22 protein-coding genes are annotated in these 20,743 nt (G+C 67.5%); 14 read left to right on the top strand and 8 right to left on the bottom strand.

All coding sequences use genetic code 11. The annotated features are described in order from the left end of the window. Positions 1 to 45: 45 nt before the first annotated feature. From HWX14_RS24895 to HWX14_RS24875, 5 genes are all read right to left on the bottom strand, one after another. Entirely contained in the window at positions 46 to 696 is a 651-nt protein-coding gene (locus HWX14_RS24895) for a BON domain-containing protein (protein ID WP_027809190.1), read from the bottom strand. A 271-nt stretch (positions 697 to 967) separates the two neighbouring features. Continuing rightward, a complete protein-coding gene (locus tag HWX14_RS24890; RefSeq protein ID WP_175885016.1) occupies positions 968 to 1,402 on the bottom strand; it encodes an Hsp20/alpha crystallin family protein in 435 nt (144 codons plus the stop codon). A gap of 179 nt (positions 1,403 to 1,581) precedes the next feature. Beyond that, positions 1,582 to 1,857: a DUF1488 domain-containing protein gene (locus HWX14_RS24885; protein ID WP_175885015.1), complete on the bottom strand. Its 276-nt coding sequence runs from the start codon at positions 1,855 to 1,857 to the stop codon at positions 1,582 to 1,584. Positions 1,858 to 1,938: 81 nt separating this feature from the next. Then, positions 1,939 to 2,412, bottom strand: a complete 474-nt coding sequence (locus HWX14_RS24880; RefSeq protein ID WP_175885014.1) for a universal stress protein — start codon at positions 2,410 to 2,412, stop codon at positions 1,939 to 1,941. 130 nt (positions 2,413 to 2,542) lie between these two features. After that, on the bottom strand, positions 2,543 to 3,010 hold the full coding sequence (locus tag HWX14_RS24875; protein ID WP_175885013.1) for a hypothetical protein: 468 nt from the start codon (positions 3,008 to 3,010) through the stop codon (positions 2,543 to 2,545). Between the two features lie 240 nt (positions 3,011 to 3,250). Between HWX14_RS24875 and HWX14_RS24870 the strand changes: the two genes are divergently transcribed. The 6 genes from HWX14_RS24870 to HWX14_RS24845 all read left to right on the top strand — a co-directional run bounded on the left by HWX14_RS24870 (position 3,251) and on the right by HWX14_RS24845 (position 8,793). After that, positions 3,251 to 4,210 carry an AraC family transcriptional regulator gene (locus HWX14_RS24870; protein WP_175885012.1) on the top strand — a complete coding sequence of 320 codons (960 nt, stop codon included), beginning with the start codon at positions 3,251 to 3,253 and terminating at the stop codon, positions 4,208 to 4,210. A 115-nt stretch (positions 4,211 to 4,325) separates the two neighbouring features. Continuing rightward, positions 4,326 to 4,892, top strand: a complete 567-nt coding sequence (locus tag HWX14_RS24865) for a carboxymuconolactone decarboxylase family protein (protein ID WP_175885011.1) — start codon at positions 4,326 to 4,328, stop codon at positions 4,890 to 4,892. After that, entirely contained in the window at positions 4,865 to 5,980 is a 1,116-nt protein-coding gene (locus HWX14_RS24860; RefSeq protein WP_175885010.1) for an acyl-CoA dehydrogenase family protein, read from the top strand. The genes HWX14_RS24865 and HWX14_RS24860 overlap by 28 nt, the downstream gene beginning before the upstream one ends. Continuing rightward, positions 5,977 to 6,771 (top strand): ATP-binding cassette domain-containing protein, encoded by a 795-nt coding sequence (locus tag HWX14_RS24855; RefSeq protein WP_175885009.1) that lies wholly within the window; start codon positions 5,977 to 5,979, stop codon positions 6,769 to 6,771. Before HWX14_RS24860 ends, HWX14_RS24855 begins: the two co-directional genes overlap by 4 nt. 11 nt (positions 6,772 to 6,782) lie before the next feature. Further along, on the top strand, positions 6,783 to 7,973 hold the full coding sequence (locus HWX14_RS24850) for an ABC transporter substrate-binding protein (RefSeq protein WP_175885008.1): 1,191 nt from the start codon (positions 6,783 to 6,785) through the stop codon (positions 7,971 to 7,973). Continuing rightward, the gene (locus HWX14_RS24845) at positions 7,966 to 8,793 is read left to right on the top strand and encodes an ABC transporter permease (protein ID WP_175885007.1); all 828 of its coding nucleotides are present in this window, start codon (positions 7,966 to 7,968) and stop codon (positions 8,791 to 8,793) included. Before HWX14_RS24850 ends, HWX14_RS24845 begins: the two co-directional genes overlap by 8 nt. A 51-nt stretch (positions 8,794 to 8,844) precedes the next feature. Here the strand turns inward: HWX14_RS24845 and HWX14_RS24840 are convergent, their stop codons facing one another. Continuing rightward, complete coding sequence (locus HWX14_RS24840) at positions 8,845 to 10,083, bottom strand: SfnB family sulfur acquisition oxidoreductase (protein ID WP_175885006.1); 1,239 nt, start codon at positions 10,081 to 10,083, stop codon at positions 8,845 to 8,847. Positions 10,084 to 10,387: 304 nt separating this feature from the next. Here HWX14_RS24840 and HWX14_RS24835 point away from each other — a divergent pair, with 304 nt between their 5' ends. Continuing rightward, positions 10,388 to 11,647 carry an acyl-CoA dehydrogenase family protein gene (locus HWX14_RS24835; protein ID WP_175885005.1) on the top strand — a complete coding sequence of 420 codons (1,260 nt, stop codon included), beginning with the start codon at positions 10,388 to 10,390 and terminating at the stop codon, positions 11,645 to 11,647. Beyond that, positions 11,644 to 13,044, top strand: coding sequence for an LLM class flavin-dependent oxidoreductase (locus HWX14_RS24830; protein ID WP_175885004.1), 1,401 nt, complete (start codon positions 11,644 to 11,646; stop codon positions 13,042 to 13,044). Before HWX14_RS24835 ends, HWX14_RS24830 begins: the two co-directional genes overlap by 4 nt. A gap of 124 nt (positions 13,045 to 13,168) precedes the next feature. Here the strand turns inward: HWX14_RS24830 and HWX14_RS24825 are convergent, their stop codons facing one another. Then, on the bottom strand, positions 13,169 to 14,596 hold the full coding sequence (locus tag HWX14_RS24825) for an MFS transporter (RefSeq protein WP_175885003.1): 1,428 nt from the start codon (positions 14,594 to 14,596) through the stop codon (positions 13,169 to 13,171). Positions 14,597 to 15,218: 622 nt separating this feature from the next. Between HWX14_RS24825 and HWX14_RS24820 the strand changes: the two genes are divergently transcribed. From HWX14_RS24820 to HWX14_RS24810, 3 genes are read left to right on the top strand one after another with little or no spacing between them, the layout of a single operon-like run. After that, positions 15,219 to 16,211 carry an aliphatic sulfonate ABC transporter substrate-binding protein gene (locus HWX14_RS24820; RefSeq protein ID WP_175885002.1) on the top strand — a complete coding sequence of 331 codons (993 nt, stop codon included), beginning with the start codon at positions 15,219 to 15,221 and terminating at the stop codon, positions 16,209 to 16,211. 17 nt (positions 16,212 to 16,228) lie between these two features. Beyond that, positions 16,229 to 17,098 carry an ABC transporter permease gene (locus HWX14_RS24815; RefSeq protein WP_175885001.1) on the top strand — a complete coding sequence of 290 codons (870 nt, stop codon included), beginning with the start codon at positions 16,229 to 16,231 and terminating at the stop codon, positions 17,096 to 17,098. Continuing rightward, positions 17,095 to 17,907 (top strand): ABC transporter ATP-binding protein, encoded by an 813-nt coding sequence (locus HWX14_RS24810; RefSeq protein WP_175885000.1) that lies wholly within the window; start codon positions 17,095 to 17,097, stop codon positions 17,905 to 17,907. The genes HWX14_RS24815 and HWX14_RS24810 overlap by 4 nt, the downstream gene beginning before the upstream one ends. 10 nt (positions 17,908 to 17,917) lie before the next feature. Here HWX14_RS24810 and HWX14_RS24805 read toward each other — a convergent pair whose 3' ends face one another. After that, positions 17,918 to 18,826, bottom strand: a complete 909-nt coding sequence (locus HWX14_RS24805; RefSeq protein WP_175884999.1) for an alpha/beta hydrolase — start codon at positions 18,824 to 18,826, stop codon at positions 17,918 to 17,920. 87 nt (positions 18,827 to 18,913) lie between these two features. Here HWX14_RS24805 and HWX14_RS24800 point away from each other — a divergent pair, with 87 nt between their 5' ends. From HWX14_RS24800 to HWX14_RS24790, 3 genes are all read left to right on the top strand, one after another. Beyond that, the gene (locus HWX14_RS24800) at positions 18,914 to 19,300 is read left to right on the top strand and encodes a MerR family transcriptional regulator (protein WP_175884998.1); all 387 of its coding nucleotides are present in this window, start codon (positions 18,914 to 18,916) and stop codon (positions 19,298 to 19,300) included. A 634-nt stretch (positions 19,301 to 19,934) separates the two neighbouring features. Further along, positions 19,935 to 20,171 (top strand): hypothetical protein, encoded by a 237-nt coding sequence (locus HWX14_RS24795; RefSeq protein WP_175884997.1) that lies wholly within the window; start codon positions 19,935 to 19,937, stop codon positions 20,169 to 20,171. A gap of 120 nt (positions 20,172 to 20,291) precedes the next feature. Then, positions 20,292 to 20,615 (top strand): hypothetical protein, encoded by a 324-nt coding sequence (locus HWX14_RS24790; RefSeq protein ID WP_175884996.1) that lies wholly within the window; start codon positions 20,292 to 20,294, stop codon positions 20,613 to 20,615. Positions 20,616 to 20,743 lie beyond the last annotated feature (128 nt).

Genomic DNA, 20,743 nt, shown 5'->3' with positions numbered 1-20,743 from the left:
TCCCGCGTCCGCGCGGACGTTGCATCCGACTTGAGTCCGCAGGCCTTACTCGACGACCAGGTCGTCGACGACGGCGCGTACGCCACGCGCCGACCACGCGGCGCCGCGCACGGCCTTGCGTTCGGAGAACGAGCCGACCTTGCCGGACAACCGGACGGTGCCGTCGCGCACCTCGATCGCGATATGTTTCGCCTCGCGCTCCGCGTGGCGCATGATCGCGCGCTTGATGTTGCCGCCGATGTCGGCCGAACCGACCGCCCCCTGCACGACGATGTGGTCGGTCACGCCGGTCACGCTGCGCATCTGCGAGATCGCCCGCACGGCCAGATGGCTCTGGTAGGCCCATTCGACCCTGCCGGACAGCGTGATCCAGCCGTGTTCGACCTGCACCTTGACCGCGTCGTCATGCAGACCGACCGTCCAGTGCAGCACCGAGCGCACCGCATTCGCGATGTCCTCGTCGGTGCGGACGTCGTCGTTCGGCAGATGCACGGTCATGTCGACGACGAGCGCCTTGACGCCGGCCACGCGGTTCGCCGCGCGCTCGATCGCGAGTTTCTCCGCATAGCTCGGCGGATGACCCGAAAGCGTCACGATCCGGTCGGACACCTCGACACCGATTCGGGTCGCGTCGATTGCCGGGTCGGATTCCAGCTCGTCCTGAACGTCCTGTTTCAACTGCTTGTCGGTTTTCATCGTCTGTACTCCCGAGAGCCGCGGCGCGCTTGTCCGCCGTACACGGCCAGATTTGCACACGCGCGGCCCGGTGTTGCTGATGCAGGTCAACGGAAGCTCCGTGCCACGCTTCACGGCTCGTTCGTGTGCCGCTTGACGACGGTCAAGCCGATACGGCCCGGCCGTCCTGGCACGCGGCCGGTCGAAAGAAACGGCGCGCGAATGGCTCCGTGCGCCGTCGTCGTCCCTTCGAGCGACGCGTGCCCCGCCTCACCCGGTGTCTGCTTCCCGATCAACTGATCGTCAGCTTCTTCTGCCCGACCGGCGCCTTCTTCGGCAGCGTCAGCGACAGCACGCCGTCCTGATACGTCGCCGTCGCGTTCGCGTCGTCGATCTCGCCAGACAACGAGAACGACCGGCCGATCGCGCCGCTGTAGCGCTCGCGCCGGATCACGCGTTCGCCATCCTTCCGCTCGTTGCTGCGCTCGACCTTGGCGTTGATCGTGACGGTCCGGCCCGTCACCTGGACATCGATGTCCTCCTTCGCGACGCCCGGCAGCTCCGCATTGACCTTGTAGGCGTCGTCGCTTTCCGTCACGTCGATTTTCATCGACGCCAGATCGGGTTCGTCCGTCGTCGCCATGCCGCGCAGCGGCCTGAACAGCCCTTGAAACAGGTCGGAGACGGGTTCGATCGAAAACGGATCGTAACGCGTGAGGTGGGTCATGGTTCGCACTCCTCGTACGGTTGACATGCAGCGGCGCTTTCGTCCCGCCAGCGCGGTGCCGTGATGCGGATCGGACTTGCGCGGCATCGCGTGCCGCGCAACGGACGAAGGATCCTGCTGAAACCAGCGTATCCGCCCACGCCGTCACGGGCTTGATACGCGTCAATGACGCAGGGCGATCAGGTGTAGAACCGGAAGAATCCGCTGTGAAGCCGGATCGGCCTGCCGTCCATTTCCTCGAGCAGGCAGCGCGCCGCGCGTTCGATCGCGGGACGATGGCGCGCGAAGGCGTCGACGAGATCCTGTTCGCGCGGCGATGCCGCTCGGAAGTGATCTTCCAGCGCTTCCGCGGTGATCGCGCAGCGCACGCGGCGGCCTTCGACCAGCGCCGGAAAAGCCAGCGTCAGGTCCAGGCCGCAATACGTCGGATGTTCGGAAGGAAAAGATATCTGCATGGCGATCCCCTGGGCAGGTTGCGGGCCGGCCGACGGCAGGCTCGAGCCGGGCGCGCCGACCCGGTATCGGATGCGGCGACCCTAGGCTGCCGCCACGGCAGCCGGCGCGGCATCGTTGCCGCGTACGAGCAGGACCGGGCAACGCGATCCGCGCAGAAAACGTTCGGCCACGCTGCCGAGGAACAGCCGCCGCACGCCGCGCCGCCCGTGCGTGCCGACCACGGCGAGATCGATCGAGCGGTCGACGACATAGCGTTGCAGCCGCTCGGCGATATCCTGGCCCGGTTCGGTCTCGACGATTTCCGTGTCGCCGTTGACAGCCGCATGCGAGATGGCCCGTTGCGCATTTCGCAGCACCGCCGCGCCATCGCGCCGGACCTCGTCGAGCAGGGCATCCGGGTTCATTCGTCCGGCGTACGTGATCAGAAGGGAGTGGTCGACGACGAAAACGGCGAACAGCCGCGCGCCGCAGGACCGGGCAACCTTCAGACCTTCCTCGAGCGCCCGATTCGACGAAGGACTGCCGTCGACGGCGACCATGATGTTCGTGTACATACCGACCTCGCTGGATGACGCGCCGCGCCGGTGGCGTTCGGCGTTGTTTCATCATCAGCGCTTGCCGGAAACCCGCGTTGACCGAGGTCAACGGTTTGAAGCGGTGCGAGCCGACGCGACAGGCGCCGGATTATCGCGGGTCGACCGGCGGCGTCGGCGTGTCCGTCGGGCGCTCGTACGTCGCGAAGCCGCGCTCGACTTCAAGGATCTTCGACGCGCATGCTTCGTATTGCCAGCCGGGGCCGCCATCGGTGCCGTACATGCCCTTGCACATCGCCTTGAGCCGGATCACCGCGCCGCCGTCGCCCGATGCCGTGCGCGACGCCCACAGATAGACTTCTCCGGCGAAATGCGATTGCGCGGTTTCGATCCGGTCCGCACTGAATCGCGTGACACGGGTCGACGAACGCGCGTCGACGTAGCGCCGCGCGAGCTGCCATGCACGGTCGCATTCGGGCGCCGTCGAACAGTGCAGCGCCGCGGCCTCCCGTGCCGCCTGCAATTGCGTTTCGGTCGATCGGAACGCCGCCTCCTGCCCCGTACCGGCGCATGCGCCCAGCGCGAGCGCGGTGCCGATCGCCCACGTCAGATGTTTCATTGCTCGTGCCTCATCACGCGGCGGCGTCCGCGCGCCATCGGGCGCCGCGTCGTGCGAGCGCCGGAGTCCACTGTATTGCCGGCAGCGTGAATGCGATTGACCTGCGTCAAGCGCCGTCATGCGCCGCCGATCGCAGGCCTCTCCTTCGTCGCCACGAGAAAATGCTTTCTACGATTCGTTGGTTTGAGCGGCGCGGCGCAGCCCGTAGCATGGGCGCGTCACCCATCCTCCAGCATCGGAATGTCCGCGCAAACAGACAAGGTCGTCCATTGGCTGCTGTCCAGCCTGGAGCCGAAAAGCCAGCTTTTTCATGTCGGCCAGTATTGCGGCGACTGGCAGGCGTCCACCGCCGGCCGGGCGAAAGCGAGCTTCCACATCATCCTGCATGGATCGGCGTGGCTTCACTTCGCGGACGGGCGCGACAGCATCCCGGTCGCCGAAGGTGAGGCCGTCTTTCTGCTGCGCGACGTGCCGCACGGATTGTCGCCGAGCCCGGTCAATCCGCAGGCCTGCGCGGTCGCGGGCAGCCACCCGCTCGAGCGGCGCGGGTCGATGCAACCGCTCGACCCGTCGGTCGACGGCAGCGTCGGCCTGGCGTGCGGTTTCATCGAATTCCACTCCACCGTATCGCGCGCGATCGTGTCGCTCTTTCCCGAATACCTGATCGTGCGGCGCGGAGACGACGCCTATCGCGGCATCCACGGGCTGTTCGACCTGATTCGCGCCGAAGGCCGTCATGGCGTCGACGCGCCGTCCCCGCTGATCGACAAGCTGGTCGAACTGCTGCTGTTCTATGCGGTGCGGGACGCCGCGGGGCACGATACCGTTGCGAGCGGGCTCGCATCGCTGATGCAGCGGACCGGGTTCGGCACGCTGGTTGCCGCGATCATCGACGCGCCCGCCGACGCATGGACCACCGACTCGATGGCCGCGTTCGCGAACATGTCGCGCACCGCGTTCTGCAAACACTTCAGCGAAGCATCGGGCCATCCGCCGATGCAGTTCGTCACGATGGTGCGGATGCGGCTCGCGGCGGACCTGTTGCAGCAAGGTCTGCCGATTTCGCGGGCGGGCGAACTCGTCGGCTATCAGTCGGAGTCGGCGTTTGCGCATGCGTTCAAGCGCACGATGGGCATGCAACCCGGCGCATGGCGGCGCGAGCGCGACGACGCGTCGCAATCGGCGGCGCGCCTGCACTAGCCGGCCGCAGCGCCGTCGCGGCGCGGGACGAACGCACAGGAATCGCGGATGTTCGCGCATTGTCCAGCGGCAGCGCCGCGTCGACAATGATCGCACTGCCCTTCCGGAGAATCCTGTGAGCCGTCTGCCCTTGCCCACCGTCGAAACCGCCCCCGCGGCCAGCCAGCCGTTCCTGGAAAAATCGCAGCGCGCGAACGGCTTCCTGCCGAACCTCGTCCGCTCGCTCGCGAATGCGCCGGCCGCCCTCGAAACCTATCTGACCGTCGCGGAGATCAACAGCCGCGCGGGCCTCACGTTTGCCGAGCGCGAAGCCGTGCAGATCACCGCGGCCGCCGTCCACGGCTGTGCATTCTGCGTGGCCGGACACACCGCCGCCGCGCTGAAGAAAGCCCATGTCGATCGCGCCGACGTCGACGCGTTGCGCGACGGCGAACCGGTCGCCGAGCCGCGGCTGGAAGCCGTCGCCGCCTTCACGCGCGCCGTGATCGCGACGCGCGGCGCCGTGACCGACGACGCGCTCGACGCATTCCTGGCCGCCGGCTTCACCGAAGCGAACGCGCTCGAAGTGGTGCTGGGCGTGAGCCTCGCGACGCTGTGCAACTTCGCGAACAACCTGTCGCGCAACGAACTCAACACCGAACTGGCGGCATACCGATGGGAACCCCGGACACAGGCCGCCTGACGGCGCCCGCACTCGATGCGTCGCTCGCCGACTGGCTCGACGCGAACGCCACGCAGCTCGACACGAGCGCCGCGCTGAAAGCGGACATCGTGCCGCGCCTCGCGGCCGCCGGACTGTTCCGCACCGGCGTGCCGGCAAGCCTCGGCGGCGCGGGCGGCACCATTGCGGACGCCATTGCCGGCATCGCCGCGGTGGCCGAGCATTCGCTGACCGCGGCCTTCGTGCTGTGGGGCCAGCGCAGCTTCATCGAATACCTGCTGCAAAGCCCGAATAACGCGCTGCGCGAACGCTGGCTGCCCGCGCTGCTCGATGGCCGTTCCGCCGGCGCGAGCGGCCTGTCGAACGCGATGAAATACCTGTCCGGCATCGAGTCGCTTCAGATCGACGCGACACCGCACGCGGAACGCGCCGACGACTGGCGGATGACCGGCAGGATGGCGTGGGTGACGAACCTGCGCGCTGAACGGTTCGTCGTGGCCGCTGCGGTCGCGTTCGACGATGGTCGGCCGTCCGCGATCGTCGCGATCCCGGATGATGCGCCGGGCCTGACACGCAGCACGGATCTCGACCTGATCGCGCTACGCGGCAGCAACACCGCCGCACTGCATCTCGACCGCGTACCGAGCGACGCCGCGTGGCTGATCCATCCGGATGCACAAACCTTCCTGCCCGCGGTGCGACCGGCGTTCCTCGGCTTGCAGTGCGGGCTGTCGATCGGGCTCGCGCGGCGCGCGCTGGCCGAAGCGCGGCGCGCGGCGGAAACGACGCGCGGCATTCTCGGCCCCGAAGTCGAAACCTGCGCGGCCGAACTGGCCGCTGCCTGCGCGCACTTGTCGTCCGGCCTCGCCGACGGCAGCCTGCGCCTGCATCCCAACCGCCTGTTCGAGCTGCGCATCGCGCTCGCGACGCACGTGGCCACGGCCGTGAACCTCGAACTCGAAGCAAGCGGCGGCCGCGGCTATCTGCGCGATGCGGGGCTCGGCTTCGAGCGACGCTGGCGCGAAGCGGCGTTCATTCCGATCGTCACGCCGAGCGTCGTGCAGTTGAAGGCGCAACTCGCCGCGCAGGCGCGGAGCATCGCCGCATGACGCCGCCGCTGCTGAACGCGCGCCATCTGACGCTCGGCTACGACGGCGAGCGGCGCGTTACCGTGCTTGCCGATGTCTCGCTGTCGGTCGATCGCGGCGAAATCGTCGCGCTGATCGGCCCGAGCGGAACCGGCAAGTCGAGTCTGCTGCGCGCATTGGCCGGCCTGGAGCGGCCGCAATCCGGCACCGTATCGATCGACGGTACGACGCTGCAAGGCCCGCACCCGAGGATCGCGATCGCGTTTCAGGACCCGTGCCTGCTGCCGTGGCTGTCGACCGAACGGAACGTCGCGTTCGGGCTCGCCTTCGAACATCAGGAGCGCCTCACGCGCGATCAGCAACGCGAACGCGTCCGCTCGGCACTGCATGCGGTCGGGCTCGAAGCCGCCGCGTCGCTGCGCCCGGCCCAGCTTTCCGGCGGGATGGCGCAGCGCGCGGCGCTGGCGCGCGCATTGGCGCGTCAGCCGCACGCGCTGCTGCTCGACGAACCGTTCTCGGCGCTCGACGAAGTCACGCGCGCCGCGATGCAGCAGTTGCTGGTGAACATCGTATCGACGACGCGATGCGCGACGGTGCTCGTGACCCACGATATCGACGAGGCGCTGCTCGTCGCCGATCGCATCGTGCTGCTCGGCACGCAGGGCCGCTTCATCGACGCGTGGCACGTCGATTACCCGCACCCGCGCGACGCATTCGTCAGCGAACTCGGCACGATGCGCATCGACATCCTGAAGGCGTTGCAGGCCGGCATGAAGCGCCCGCATGCGTCCGACCTCCATCCCTTGAACTGACCTCCCTATCCATGTGCCAGATTCCGATGTCGCGCCGCGAATGGCTGAAGCTTGCGGCCCTGTTCACCGCGACGGGCGCCGCCCCGTTGCTCTCGATGGCGAACGCGCACGCCGCGGCCGAACCGGATGCGCCGGTTCGCATCGGCTATCTGCCGATCACCGACGCCGCGCCGTTGCTGGTCGCGCACAACAACGGCTATTTCGCGTCCGAAGGGCTGAACGTCGAGCAACCGAAGCTGCTGCGCAGTTGGGCGCAGCTCGTCGAAGCGTTCCTGTCCGGCCAGGTCAACGTCGTGCACCTGCTGTCGCCGATGACGCTATGGGCGCGCTACGGCAGCCGCGCGCCGGCGAAGGTGGTCGCGTGGAACCACGTGAACGGTTCGGGGCTGACGGTTGCGCCCGACATCGATTCGCTGCGCGATCTCGGCGGCAAGACCGTCGCGATTCCGTTCTGGTATTCGATTCACAACGTCGTGCTGCAGGACATGCTGCGCCAGCAGGGGCTCGTGCCCGTGCTCAAGCGGCGCGGCACGCCCGCGGCGAACGAGGTCAACCTGGTCGTGATGGCGCCGTCGGACATGCTGCCCGCGCTCGCCGCGCGCCAGATCGCCGGATACATCGTCGCGGAGCCGTTCAACGCGACGGCGGAATTGATGAAGATCGGCAAGATCCTGCGCTTCACCGGCGACGTGTGGAAGAACCATGCGTGCTGCGTCGTGTTCATGCACGAGAACGACCTGACGCAGCGCCCCGCGTGGTCGCAAAAGGTCGTCAACGCGATCGTGAAGGCGCAGCTGTGGGCGCGCGCGCATCCGCAGGACACCGCGCAGTTGCTGTCGAAGGACGGCACGAATCGCTATTCGCCGCATACGCTCGCGTCGCTCGACCGCGTGCTGGTGCCGTCGCCATCGCTGGCCGACACCTATCGCGCGAGCGGCGCGATCCGTCATGCCGACTGGCACGCGAAGCGGATCGACTTCCAGCCGTATCCGTTCCCGAGCTATACCGAGGCGCTGGTTCAGCGGCTGAAACGCACGGTGGTCGACGGCGACAGCGCGTTCCTCGCGTCGCTCGACCCGGCGTTCGCGGCCCGCGATCTCGTCGACGACCGGTTCGTGCGCAAGAGCATCGACGCGGTCGGCGGGCTGAGTGCGTTCGGTCAGTCGGGCGCGTTCCAGCGCGAGGAGATCATCGTTGTCTGATGCGCTCGCCACCCGCCGCTCGTCCGCCCCCGACACGCGCCGGGGCGGCGGCGCCCGCTTCCCGGCACGCGTTGCCGCGGGATGGCTCGGCGTGGCCGGGCTCGTGGCGACGGTCGCCGTCTGGTGGGCCGCGATCCACGCGTTGACCGAGCCCGGCTCGCTCGGCCGGCAGTTCGCGCCGGACAGCGCGTTCGCCAGCCTGCGGTCGCTATGCGCGGACGATCATCTTGTCGAACACGCGCTCGTCAGCCTGCGACGCATCGGCGTCGGGCTCGGTGCGGCGCTGCTGGCCGGCGTTCCGCTCGGGCTGTTGATCGGCCGCGTGCAATGGGTCGAGCGGATGCTGTCGCCGACGTTCCAGTTCCTGCGCATGGTGTCGCCGTTGTCGTGGATGCCGCTCGCGGTCATGTCGTTCGGCATCGGCGATCGCGCGATCTACTTCCTGCTCGGGTTCGCCGCGTTGTGGCCGGTGCTGATGAGCACGGCGGCCGGCGTCACGCAGATCGACCGGCGCTGGCTGCAGCTCGGCGCGAGCCTCGCGGCCACCCGCCGCGAGCTGCTCGTGCATATCGTGCTGCCCGCGATCGCGGGGCCGCTGCTCAACGGCATCCGGCTCGCGATCGGCATCCTGTGGATCGTGCTGGTGCCGGCCGAGATGCTCGGCGTCAACGCGGGCCTCGGCTACCTGATCCTCGATACGCGCGACCGGCTCGCGTATTCCGAATTGACCGCGGTGATCGTCGTGATCGGCGCGCTGGGTTTCACGCTCGACGGGATCGCGCGGTTGTTGACCCGCGCGCTGTTGGCGTCCGACCGCTAGCGCCGCTAAGGAGATAGGCGGCGATCGGACGGGCCGTTTGCCACTGACGGTTCAATTCCACGCATGGCGCGCCGGGCGTACGCCGTTCAGGTAGTAGTTGCCGACGAGGTGATATTTCCAGCGCACCGGATCGTGCAGCGTATGCGTGCGCGCATTGCGCCAATGCCGGTCGAGATTGTGCTCGGCGAGCGTCGATTGCGTGCCGGCCAGCTCGAACAGCTTCTCGCCCGCGAGCAGCGCAACCTCGGTCGTCAACACCTTCGCTTCGCCGACCGCGACGGACGCCCGTGCGACGTCGTCCTCGGTCACGTCGCGCTTTGCCGCGATCTCGTCGAGCGTGCGCGCCGCGCGTTCGAGCAACGCGTCGGCCGCATGCAGCTGGATGTGCAGACGGCCGATTTCGCGAATCGTCAGCGGATCATCCACCGCCCGCTCGACGCCGCTGTCGACCCAAGGCCGTGAGCGGGTGCGCACGAACGCGAGCGTATCGTCGATGGCCGCCTTCGCGATGCCCGCGTCGATCGCCGCCTGGATGATCTGCGACAGCGGGCCGTTGAGCGTCGGCACGTCCGACACGCGCTGCGCGGGCAGCACGTGCGACGCGGGAATGCGCACCGCGTCGAGCACGACCGTGCCGCTCGCGGTCGTACGCTGGCCGAATCCCGACCAGTCGTCGATCACGGTCAGCCCCGGCGTCGGCTGCGGTATGTACGCGAGCCAGGCCTGCTGCGCGTCGTCGAGCCCGAGCACCGGCACGTAATGCGCGAACAGCGCGCCGGTCGAATAGAACTTCGTGCCGTCGACCACATAGTCGTCGCCGTCGCGGCGCACGCGCGTCTTCAGGTCGAGCACGTGCTTCGTGCCCTTCTCCGAGAATCCGTTGCCGAACCGCTTGCCGCTCAGCACTTCGGCGAAGAAATGACGCTTCTGCGCGTCGGTGCCGACGAGCGTGATCACGTCGATCAGCCCGAAATGATTCTGCGGAAGCTGCCCGAGCGACGCATCGGCCGCGGCGACGATCTTGATCACCTCGGTGAGCGTCACGTGCGACACGCCTGCGCCGCCGTATGCCTTCGGCACCGTGATCGCCCACAGCCCCGACTGCGAAAACCATTCGATTTCCTCGCGCGGCAGCCGGCGCTCGCGATCGCGCTCGGCGGCGCCTTCCGCGAGGCGTTGCGCCAGCGCATGCGCGACCGCGATCGCCTCCGCATCGTCCGCAATCACGCGGGCCAGCTGCGGTTGTACGTCGGCCGGCCGCTCCTGAATCGTCGCGCTCGTGTCTGACATCGGGTTCTCCTGTCGAATGGCGAAAGCAGTCAATCTAGCAGCGCCGCGCGGGCCGGAAAACCGAGCGATTCTCGAAACGATATTCCTTGGGAGAACAAACGAGGTCGCGCCTGACGCACGCGAATCGGTGTTTTGACGTCGCAACGGACGCAGAAACGTCGATGCGTCCCCGCGCGGCTACGGTCACATTTGCGGTAATACGCAGCGACGATAACGATCCGAGAATCCGTTATTGGAACGCTCGCGTCGCGCTTCCTATACTGGGCTCCCGGCGCACACGGCCACGCCCTTCGAGGAAATCCGCATGACTTCGTCGCACGCAGCTCCCGACCTTTCCACCGGTACCGATTACGATGCGCTCGCGAGCCGGTTCCGGCCGATCTTCGAGCGTATCGCCGCCGGCACCGCCGAGCGCGAACGCAACCGCGAACTGCCGCACGAGGCGATCGGCTGGCTGAAGTCGGCAGGCTTCGGCGCGATCCGGCTGCCGGCCAGCGCCGGCGGCGCAGGCGCGTCGCTGCCTCAGTTGTTCCGGCTGCTGACCGAACTCGCCGCCGCCGATTCCAATTTGCCGCAGGCGTTGCGCGGGCATTTCGCGTTCGTCGAGGATTGGCTCAATGCACCCGAAGGGCCGCAGCGCACGACCTGGTTCGACCGCTTCGCGAGCGGCCAGCTCGTCGGCAATGCGTGGTCGGAAGCCGGCGACGTGCCGCTGGGCCAGACCGTCACGAAGGTATCGGAGCAGAACGGCCGGCTCGTGCTGAACGGCCGGAAGTTCTACAGCACCGGCAGCCTGTTCGCCGACTGGATCGACGTGTTCGCGCAGCGCGCGCACGACGGCAGCGACGTGATCGTCGCCGTCGCGACCGCGCAGCCCGGCGTGATCCGCGACGACGACTGGGACGGCTTCGGCCAGACCACCACCGGCAGCGGCACGACGCGTTTCGAGAATGCGACGGTCGACACGGACAACGTGATCGATTTCGCGCGCCGCTTCAAGTACCAGACCGCGTTCTACCAGTTGTTCCACGTCGCGACGCTGGCCGGCATCGGCCACGCGATCGTGCGCGACGCGGGCGAACTCGTGCGCAACCGCACGCGCGTGTACAGCCACGGCAATGCGCAGCGCGCCGGCGACGATGCGCAGTTGCAGCAGGTGATCGGCGAGATCGCGTCATGGGCGTACGCGGCCGACGCGCTCGCGCTGCGCGCCGCGCAGCCGCTTCAGCAGGCCTACGAAGCGCGCTTCGGCGGCGACGATGCGGCCGAGCAGGCCGCGAACGTCGCGGCCGAAATCGAATCCGCGCAGAGCCAGCTCGTCGTGTCCGAACTCGTGCTGCGCGCGGCGACGCGCCTGTTCGACGCGCTCGGCGCATCCGCGACGCGCAGCACGACCGCGCTCGATCGCCACTGGCGCAACGCGCGCACGGTGTCGTCGCATAATCCGCTCGTGTACAAGGCGCGCATCGTCGGCGACTGGATCATCAACGGCCGCACGCCGCCGTTCGTCTGGCGCGTGGGCAACGGCGCGGGCGCCGGTGCCGAAGCGGGGGCCGCGCAATGAGCAAGACCATCCGCTTCAACGCGTTCGAGATGAACTGCGTGGGCCACCAGTCGCCGGGCCTGTGGGCGCATCCGCGCGACCGCTCGTGGCAGTACAAGGATCTCGACTACTGGACCGACCTCGCGCGCGTGCTCGAACGCGGGATCTTCGATGCGATCTTCATCGCGGACGTGATCGGCTATTACGACGTGTACAAGGGCAGCAACTATCACGCGCTGCACCAGGCCGCGCAGATCCCGGTCAACGATCCGCTGCAACTGGCCGCGCCGATCGCGATGGCGACCGAGCATCTCGGCATCGGCATCACCGCGTCGACGACGTTCGAGCACCCGTACACGTTCGCGCGCCGGCTGTCGACCGCCGACCATCACACGAAGGGCCGGCTCGCGTGGAACATCGTCACGTCGTACCTGGAGAGCGGCGCGAAGAACGTCGGCGATCACGGGCTGCGCACGCACGACGACCGCTATGCGGTCGCGGCCGAGTACGTCGAGGTGCTGTACAAGCTGTTCGAGGGTAGCTGGGAGGATGGCGCGGTGGTGCGCGATCGCGACGGCCGCGTGTTCACGCATCCGGAGAAAGTGCACGAGATCGGCCACAAGGGCCGCTTCTTCGACGTGCCCGGCTATCACCTGTGCGAGCCGTCGCCGCAGCGCACGCCGGTGCTGTTCCAGGCCGGCGCGTCGGGCCCCGGCAAGGCGTTCGCCGCGCAGCACGCCGAATGCGTGTTCGTCGCCGCGCCGACCCGCGATCAGCTCGCACGCTACGTGGCCGACGTGCGCGCGCAAGCCGCGACCGCCGGGCGCGATCCGGCGAAGGTGCTGATCTACAACCTCGTCACGGTGATCGTCGACGAGACCGACGAGAAGGCGCAGGCCAAGTTCGACGAATATCGCCGTTACGTGTCGTACGACGGCTCGCTGGTGTTCATGTCGGGCTGGACCGGCATCGACTTCGGCCAGTACGCGCCGACCGATCCCGTCCGGCGCGTCGAAACGAACGCGATCGTGTCGGCGGTCGAGCACCTGTCGGGCGGCGACACCGCGTGGACGATCGAGGCGCTGGCGGCCTGGGGCGGGATCGGCGGGATGGGCCCGGTGTTCGTCGGGTCGGCGGCGACCGTCGCGGACATCCTGCAGGAATGGGTGGCCGCGACCGACGTGGACGGCTTCAATCTCGCGTATGCGATCGCGCACGAAACCTTCGAGGACATCGTGCGCTATCTCGTGCCGGAGTTGCAGCGCCGTGGCGTGTATCCGACCGCGTATGCGCCGGGCACGCTGCGCGAAAAACTCTTCGGCGGCTCGGCGCGGTTGCCCGACGAACATCCGGCCGCGCAGTTTCGCGATATCGAGCAGGTCAAGCGCGCGGCCGAGCGGGAAGCGGTCAGCGCGTAACGCGCAATATGTCGAAGCCGGTCTGTCCGCATTCACGCGGCGACCGGCTTCAGTACGAACGGCTTCGTGCAGTCTGACGAAGCCGTTCGTGTTTTCGGCGAGCGGTAAACGCCCCCGTCAGCGCTTACGCCACGCTTTCGTCGTCGACGTCGTTCGCCGTCGGCTCATACCGAATGATCAGCAGAAACACGATCGGCGTGACCGCACTGATCGCGACGACCCAGAACATGTCGGTGCCGAGGCGCGCCTGCAGGATCGGCAGCACGAACAGCGCCAGCGCCTGACCGATACCGCACAGCGACCGCCCGAAGCCGACGCCGGTGCCGCGGATCGTGGCCGGATACGACAGCGTCGGATAGATCATCATCTGCGCGCCGGGCCCGAAGCCTTCGGCGAACAGCCAGGTGCCGAGCATCAGCAGCACGACGCCGACCGCGATCGCACCGTGCGGATGCCCTGCGAGCGCGAGCGCGACGAGCGCGACCGTTTGCAGCGCGAACCCCGCGATCGCGACATGACGCGACGGATAGCGATACGCGAGACGCATGCCGAGCAAGCCGCCGGTGAACGCGAACAGCACGTTCAATGCGAGCGATGCCGCGATCGTCTCGAACACGCCCGCGCCGAGGAATTGCGACAGGATCGACGGCAGGAAGAACGCGATCGCCGTGTATTCGAACGGGATGCACAGGTTCATCACGCTGGCGACGATCGTACGCCCCAGATAAGGACGCTGGAACAGCACGCGAATTCGCACGGGCGGCGGGCTCGGCTCGCGTCGTGCATCGTCCGCTTCGTGCGCGTGAATGCCGTACGACTCGCGCAGGATGCGTGCCGCGTTGGCCAGATCGCCCTGATTCGCGGCCCACAGCGGCGATTCGTTCATGAAGCGGTTGCGGAACAGGATGATGACGAGCGCCGGCACCGCGCCGAAGATCAGCGACGCGCGCCACAGCCAGCCCGCATGCTCGGCCGGCAGCAGGAAATAGAGGCCGAAGATCAGCAGGAAGCACACCGACGATGCGACGTACCACATCGGGCACCACGCGGCGAGCCGCGACGCCTTGTTGCCGCGGCCGTTGAACTTCGAGAATTCGGCAAGAAACGCCATCGCGACCGGCAAGTCGATGCCGACGCCGAGCCCCATCACGAAGCGCGCGGCGATCAGCACCCACACGTTCGGCGCGAGCCCGGCCGCGATCGCCGCGACCACGAAGAACAGCATGTCGGCCATGAACACCTGGTAGCGGCCGATCCGGTCGGTCAGCCAGCCGCCGATCAGGCTGCCGAAGATCGTGCCGATCATGATCGCCGACCCGACCAGCCCGGTCAGCGCGGGCGTCAGGCCGAATTCGCGCGCGACGTCGTCGATACCGTAGGACAGCGTCGTCAAGTCGTACGCGTCGAGAAACACGCCGCCGAGCGCGAGCAGCACGATCATCCGTGCGTGGCTCACCGAGCTGTCCACCGTATTGATCAGGCGCGCGACGTCGCTGGCCGAGCGGATAGGAGAAGAAACCGGCGTGACCGGGCTCAGATCGATCGAACTCATCGGATTCCTTAGTTTGATGCCGAATGCACGGCAAGGTCGTCGTGAAGCCGGAAACCAGGCTGGCGCCTTCTCGGCTATCGCGGCGTCGAGCGCATACGGCCCGCTGCCGCCGAGTTCCGGCAGCGGAAATTCTGTTCCTCCGATCCGGCAATCCCAAGCGATATAAACCGATAAATTAATCGGCGTGCGTCATAAAGTTGCGCGGGCGGCGCTTAGCAGCGGCACGTATGTTCAATCGCGGATTTCTTCGTTAACGAATCGCCTGCGGTTCGTTACATTAGGGCCTGTTCACGCTAATAACGGGTTTTCGAACGTGCCTTTGCGCCCGCAGGGCAAGGAGTGAGGAGGCGCAATAGCCGTAGCTATTGCAACGACGAACGACGCCGCCATGCGGGCGCAAAGGCACGTTCCCCTGTTTGGAAAAATTCATTCGTGGGGCTGGCCCCCAGAAGGGCCGATCGCCGCGTCATGCTCCTCGCGAATACGTCGAGTATTCGCTTCGTCGCAATCCTCGCGCTCGGCCCTTCTGGGGGCCAGCGCAAACCCGTTATTAGCGTGAACAGGCCCTAGCCCATTACCCTGCCTGTTCGCGGCGCGTTGCCGCTCTTCCGGAGAATCCCCGATGAAGCCGTTCTGGTCCCGCGTGTGGCAATCCGCGGCCGTCGTCGTTGCCGCGCTCGCCGGCCTCGCGTCGATGCAAGCGCAGGCGGCGACGCCCGCCGAAATCCGTGTCGACTATGCGTACTACTCGCCCGAGAGTCTCGTGATCCGCCACTTCGGCTGGCTCGACGACGCATTCAAGGCCGACGGCACGACGATTCGCTGGGTGCTGAGCCTCGGCAGCAATCGGGCGCTCGAGTACCTGAACAGCGGCGCGGTCGATTTCGGCTCGGCCGCGGGGCTCGCGTCGGTGCTCGCCCGCGCGAACGGCAACCCGATCCATACCGTCTACGTGTTCTCGCGCCCCGAATGGACGGCGCTCGTGGTGCGCAAGGATTCGCCGATCCGTTCGCTCGCCGACCTGAAAGGCAAGAAGATCGCCGCGACGCGCGGCACCGATCCGTTCCTGTTCACGCTGCGCGCGCTGCACACGGTCGGCCTGACGCGCGACGACGTCGAGATCGTCAACCTGCAGCATCCGGACGGCCGCACCGCGCTCGCGAACGGTCAGGTCGATGCATGGGCCGGACTCGATCCGCACATGGCCGCCGCCCAGCTCGACGACGGCGCGCGCCTGCTGTACCGCAACGTCACGTTCAATACGTACGGGTTCCTGAACGTGCGCGATGCGTTCGCCAGCCAGTATCCGGACGCGGTCGCGCGCGTGCTGAAAGTCTATGACCGTGCGCGCCAGTGGATCGTCGCGCATCCGGCCGAGACCGCGCAGATCATCGCCGACGAATCGAAGGTGTCGCTGCCGGTCGCGAAGCTGCAGCTTCAGCGCAACGACTTCAGCGACCCGGTGCCGGGCGACACGCAGCGCGCGGCGTTGAAGGCCGCCGCGCCGGTGCTGACGGCCGAGCAACTGACCAAGCCCGGCGTCGATCCCGCGAAGATCGTCGATACGCTGATCGACCCGTCGTTCGCGCGCCCGATCGTCGCCGCGTCGCACTGAGACCGAGCGTGCCGCCGATGACGGACACCACCGCGCGCGGCGACGCGCTCGCGTCGCGCCAATCCTCGCGCCATTCCGTTTCGCCGCCCCGCGCGGCGCGACGCGACCCGCTGCGCGCGTGGCGCATCGCGGGCCTCGCGCTGCCGTTCGCCGCGCTCGTGCTGCTGGAGTTCGTCGTGCGGCGCGGCTGGCTGCCGGGTCATCTCGTGCCGGCGCCGAGCGAGATTCTCGATACGCTCGCGCGGATGGGCGTCACGCGGGTCGCACGCCATGTCGGCGCGAGCACGCTGCGCGTTGCGGCCGGGTTCGCGGCCGGCGCCGGACTCGCGCTCGTCGTCGGCGCGGCGATGGGCCTGAGCCGACGGATCGACGCGCTGTTCGAACCGACGTTCCAGGCGCTGCGCGCGATTCCGTCGCTTGCATGGGTGCCGGTGCTGTTGCTGTGGCTCGGCATCGACGAAGCGCCGAAGATCACGCTGATCGCGATCGGCGCGTTCTTTCCGGTTCACCTCGCGGTGGTCGCCGGCATTCGCGACGTCGACCGCAAGCTCGTCGAACTCGGCGCGGTGTACCGGCTCGGCCCGCTCGCACTGTTCCGCCGCATCCTGCTGCCGGCCGCACTGCCGCAGATCGTCACCGGCCTGCGCACCGGCCTCAGTCTCGCGTGGATGTTCATGGTCGCCGCGGAGCTGATCGCGGCCACGCGCGGCCTCGGCTTCCTGTTGAGCGACGGCCGCGAAACCGGGCGGCCCGATCTCGTGTTCGGCGCGATCCTGCTGCTCGCGCTGCTCGGCAAGCTGACCGACGGCGCGATGCGCCGCATCGAATCGCGCTGGCTCGGCTGGCGCGATGCATTCGACGGCGCGTCGCGCGAGGGCGGGAAATGAGCGCGTCCGCTGCCCACCGCCCCGCCGCCGACGTCGCCACGCCGCTGCTCGATCTGCGGATCGCGCGCAAGCTCTATGGCGATCGCACGATCCTCGCCGACGTCGCGTTGCAGGTCGCGCGCGGCGAGATCGTCTGCGTGGTCGGCCCGAGCGGTTGCGGCAAGAGCACGCTGCTGCGGATCGTCGCCGGCCTCGACGCGAACTTCCGCGGCAGCGTGACGCTCGACGGCAGCGCGCTCGCCGGGCCGTCCGCGCGCGTCGGCGTGATCTTTCAGGAACCGCGGCTGCTGCCGTGGCTGTCGATCGCCGACAACGTCGGCTTCGCGTCCGGCGCGCGCGGCGGACGCGACCCGAGCGTCGCGCGCTTGCTCGACGAGGTCGGCCTGGCCGGCGTCGCGCGGCAACTGCCGGCCACGCTGTCGGGCGGAATGGCGCAGCGCGCCGCGATCGCGCGCGGGCTGTTCGGCGAGCCCGATCTGCTGCTGCTCGACGAGCCGTTCAGCGCGGTCGACGCGATCACCCGGATGCGCTTGCAGACGCTGCTGCTCGATGTCGTCCAGCGGCACCGGATGGCCGCGATCGTCGTCACGCACGATCTCGACGAGGCGCTGTATCTCGGCGATCGCGTGCTGATGCTCGCGCCGAACCCGGGCCGCGTCGACGACGAAATCCACGTCGACATCGCACGGCCGCGCGATCGGCGCGATCCGGCGCTGGCCGCGCAACGCGTGCGGCTGCTCGATGCGTTCCAGCGCTTTCACGATCGCGCGGCGGGCGAAGCAGCCCGCATCCCGGTCACGCCGGCCTGACCTCGCCACTTCACTGAGCAGCCGCCGACCGCACGAACGCGGCCAGATCGCGATTGAACCGCTCGGCTTCCTCGATGAACGGCGTGTGCCCGGACTCCGCGTACACCTTGCTGGCGATGCGCGGATTCAGCTCGGCCGCGCGAGCCAGCGTCGCGTGCGTATCGACCAGCGCGTCGCGGCCGCCGTAGAGGAACAGCAACGGCACGCGCGCATGGCCGAGCCCCGCGGCGGCGAATACCGACATCGTCGGGATCGCCTTTTGCATGTCCCACGACGCCATCGCGGCGTTCGCGAGCAAGCGCTCGAACGTGGCGGCATCCGGCCGGCGGTTGAAGCACAGACCGACGAACGTGCGCTCGCCGTCGAGATGGGTTTTCAGATCCGGCGCGTTCATGTCCCGATACACGTCCGGATGATCGACGATCTGGCCCGGCGCAAGCTCGACCACGCCATCGACGTACACCGCGCCCGCGATCGCGCGGTCGCCGTACTTCGCGAGGTAGTTCGAGATCACCACGCCGCCGAGCGACCAGCCGACCACGACGGGTTGGCGCGCATGCGCGCCGTCGATGACCGCGGCGAGATCGTCGCCCCAGCGGGTTCCGTCGCGATACGGCTGCGCGCCGAGCGGCTTGTCCGACAGCCCGTGGCCGCGCAGATCGTACGTGATGATCCGGAATCCGCGCAGGTCGGGGCTCCGGACCTGCGCGTCCCAGTTCAGGCGGCTGCCGAGCAGGCCGTGGATCAGGATGACCGGCACGCCGTCGGGGTCGCCGCTTTCCTGCACGGCCAGCTTCACGCCGTCGGTCGACGTCACGGTATAGCTCAGCGGCGCGGCGGCCGCGTCGTTCGACAACGCGAACGGCGTCGCCCACCAGATCACGGCGATCAGCCAGCGGATCAGCACTCGGGTAGTCACGATTTTTTCCTCCAGGCATGAAAGGACGCCCAGTCTCAACCCTCACACTGATGTGAGAGTCAAGCGGATCGTGCTAACCTGCCCTTCATGAAAAACCCGCCTCCGCAGCCCCTGCTGACCATCGGCAAACTCGCGCAGCTCACCGGCGCGAGCGTGCGCTCGATCCGGCACTACGACGAGCACGGCCTGCTCGCGTCGGTGCGCGCGGCCAACGGCTATCGCCTGTTCGCCGACAACGCGGTAACGCAGGTCAAACAGATTCAGCGCATGATCGCGACCGGTTTCACGCTCGACGACATTCGCGGCTTTCCGGACTGCATGCTGCTGATCGACGGCGCGCGGTCGTGCGATCAGATCACCGACGTCCAGCGCGAGCGCCTCGAAGCGATCGACCGTCAGATCGCCGATCTCGAAAAGCGGCGCGCGCGGCTCGTCAAGATGTTGCGCGATGGCGCGGTGCCGCCGCTCGATTGACGGGCGGGCGGCCGGCACGAATCGGGCCCCGACTCCACGTCGAAATCGCTCGAGGATGCGCAACCGGCGACGATGCGCGGCCCCGTCCGCCATGCCGCCAAACCACGGCAAGAAACAAGCTTATTCAATGACGGCGGATTACAAACGCTTTTTATAATTGCATCCTTGACTTGCCGAATCGCGTGGTATTTACTCCCATTGCACTCGACGCAATACGAAATCCACAGCACGAGAAACCAACAGGACTGAGAGCTGCATTTGCATCGGCACGCAAAAAAATGCGCGTCGGCGAAATGCAAGACAGAGAAGTAAAACAGACGTGATCCAACCGGGGGCCACATCGATGTCCGCTACCAGCAAACCGCCGCCTGGCGGTTGATTCCCGCCATTCATCCGTCCGACCACGCAGGTCCGCCGCCGGTTTTTCGATAGAACCGGGGCGGCGCCGTCACGTGCGTCGCCCACCCGAATCGCATCGCGCGTGCGTCGGGTTTCAATGCGAGACGGCATGTTCGCGGAATACTCGTTTTAAAAATCCGGTGAATCCCGAATTTCACCGGCCATGCATTATGAATTCGGGATTTTTTTAAAAATGATGCGTCTCGATATTTCACCTATCGATGAAGGAATAAAAATGAGTACCACGACGATCGAAAATGCCGGTTACGGGGTCTACAACTCGACCATCGATGTCACGACCCAGGTGGCGGCGGCCTACAAGAACGGCCAGCGCGTATTCACGGCCAGCAATCAATGGGGCGATCCGGCGCCGGGCGAGCGCAAGTACCTCTACATCTTCTGGACCAACAACAGCGAATCCCAGTCGGGCGTGACCGGCGAGAACGATTCTCACGGCGTGACCCTGCCCTGAACCGTATTCCGCGCGCGGAATGGGTCGCCGCGTCGCGGCAGTTCGCAGTCGCCGTACGGCCCGTGCGCGTCATCCGGCGCGCAGCGTGTTCCCCACCCTACCGATCGACAGGAGTCTTTCATGCCGTCCGTCTACGTGCAGAACATCTCGATTCCCGTGAGCACCGCCACGCCGTCCGACTCGGGCGTCATCACGGCCCAGACCACCTACAGTTTCCCGACCAACGTGATTGCGGCCGGCGCGTCGGTGGCCAGCTACTCGGCCTCGTTCGGCAACAGCGACCACCACCTGCGTACGGTAGGCGCGAGCGTGCAGGTCCAGACGCAGAACAATTCGCCGACGGTGACCATCACGGGCTCGCTCCAGCTGATCGACAACAGCAACAACGAGCTCAACCCGAGCAGTTGCTCGTTGACCGCGTCGATCATTGCCTGGGCGCAATAAGCGACGTTCGCCGCCGCGTCGCCGCCAGGTCGTCGCGATATGCGGCGGCGTCGTTCCGTTGCCCGGTTTGCGGCCGTGCCTTTCATGGTCCTCCGCCCGGCGTTCGGGCCGAGGGCCATTTTTCTCGA

Source organism: Burkholderia sp. BCC0044, assembly GCF_902832955.1.
In the GTDB taxonomy this organism is placed as follows: domain Bacteria; phylum Pseudomonadota; class Gammaproteobacteria; order Burkholderiales; family Burkholderiaceae; genus Burkholderia.
The sequence above is the reverse complement of the archived record's forward strand: the minus strand, read 5'-3'. Positions and strand labels throughout refer to the sequence as shown.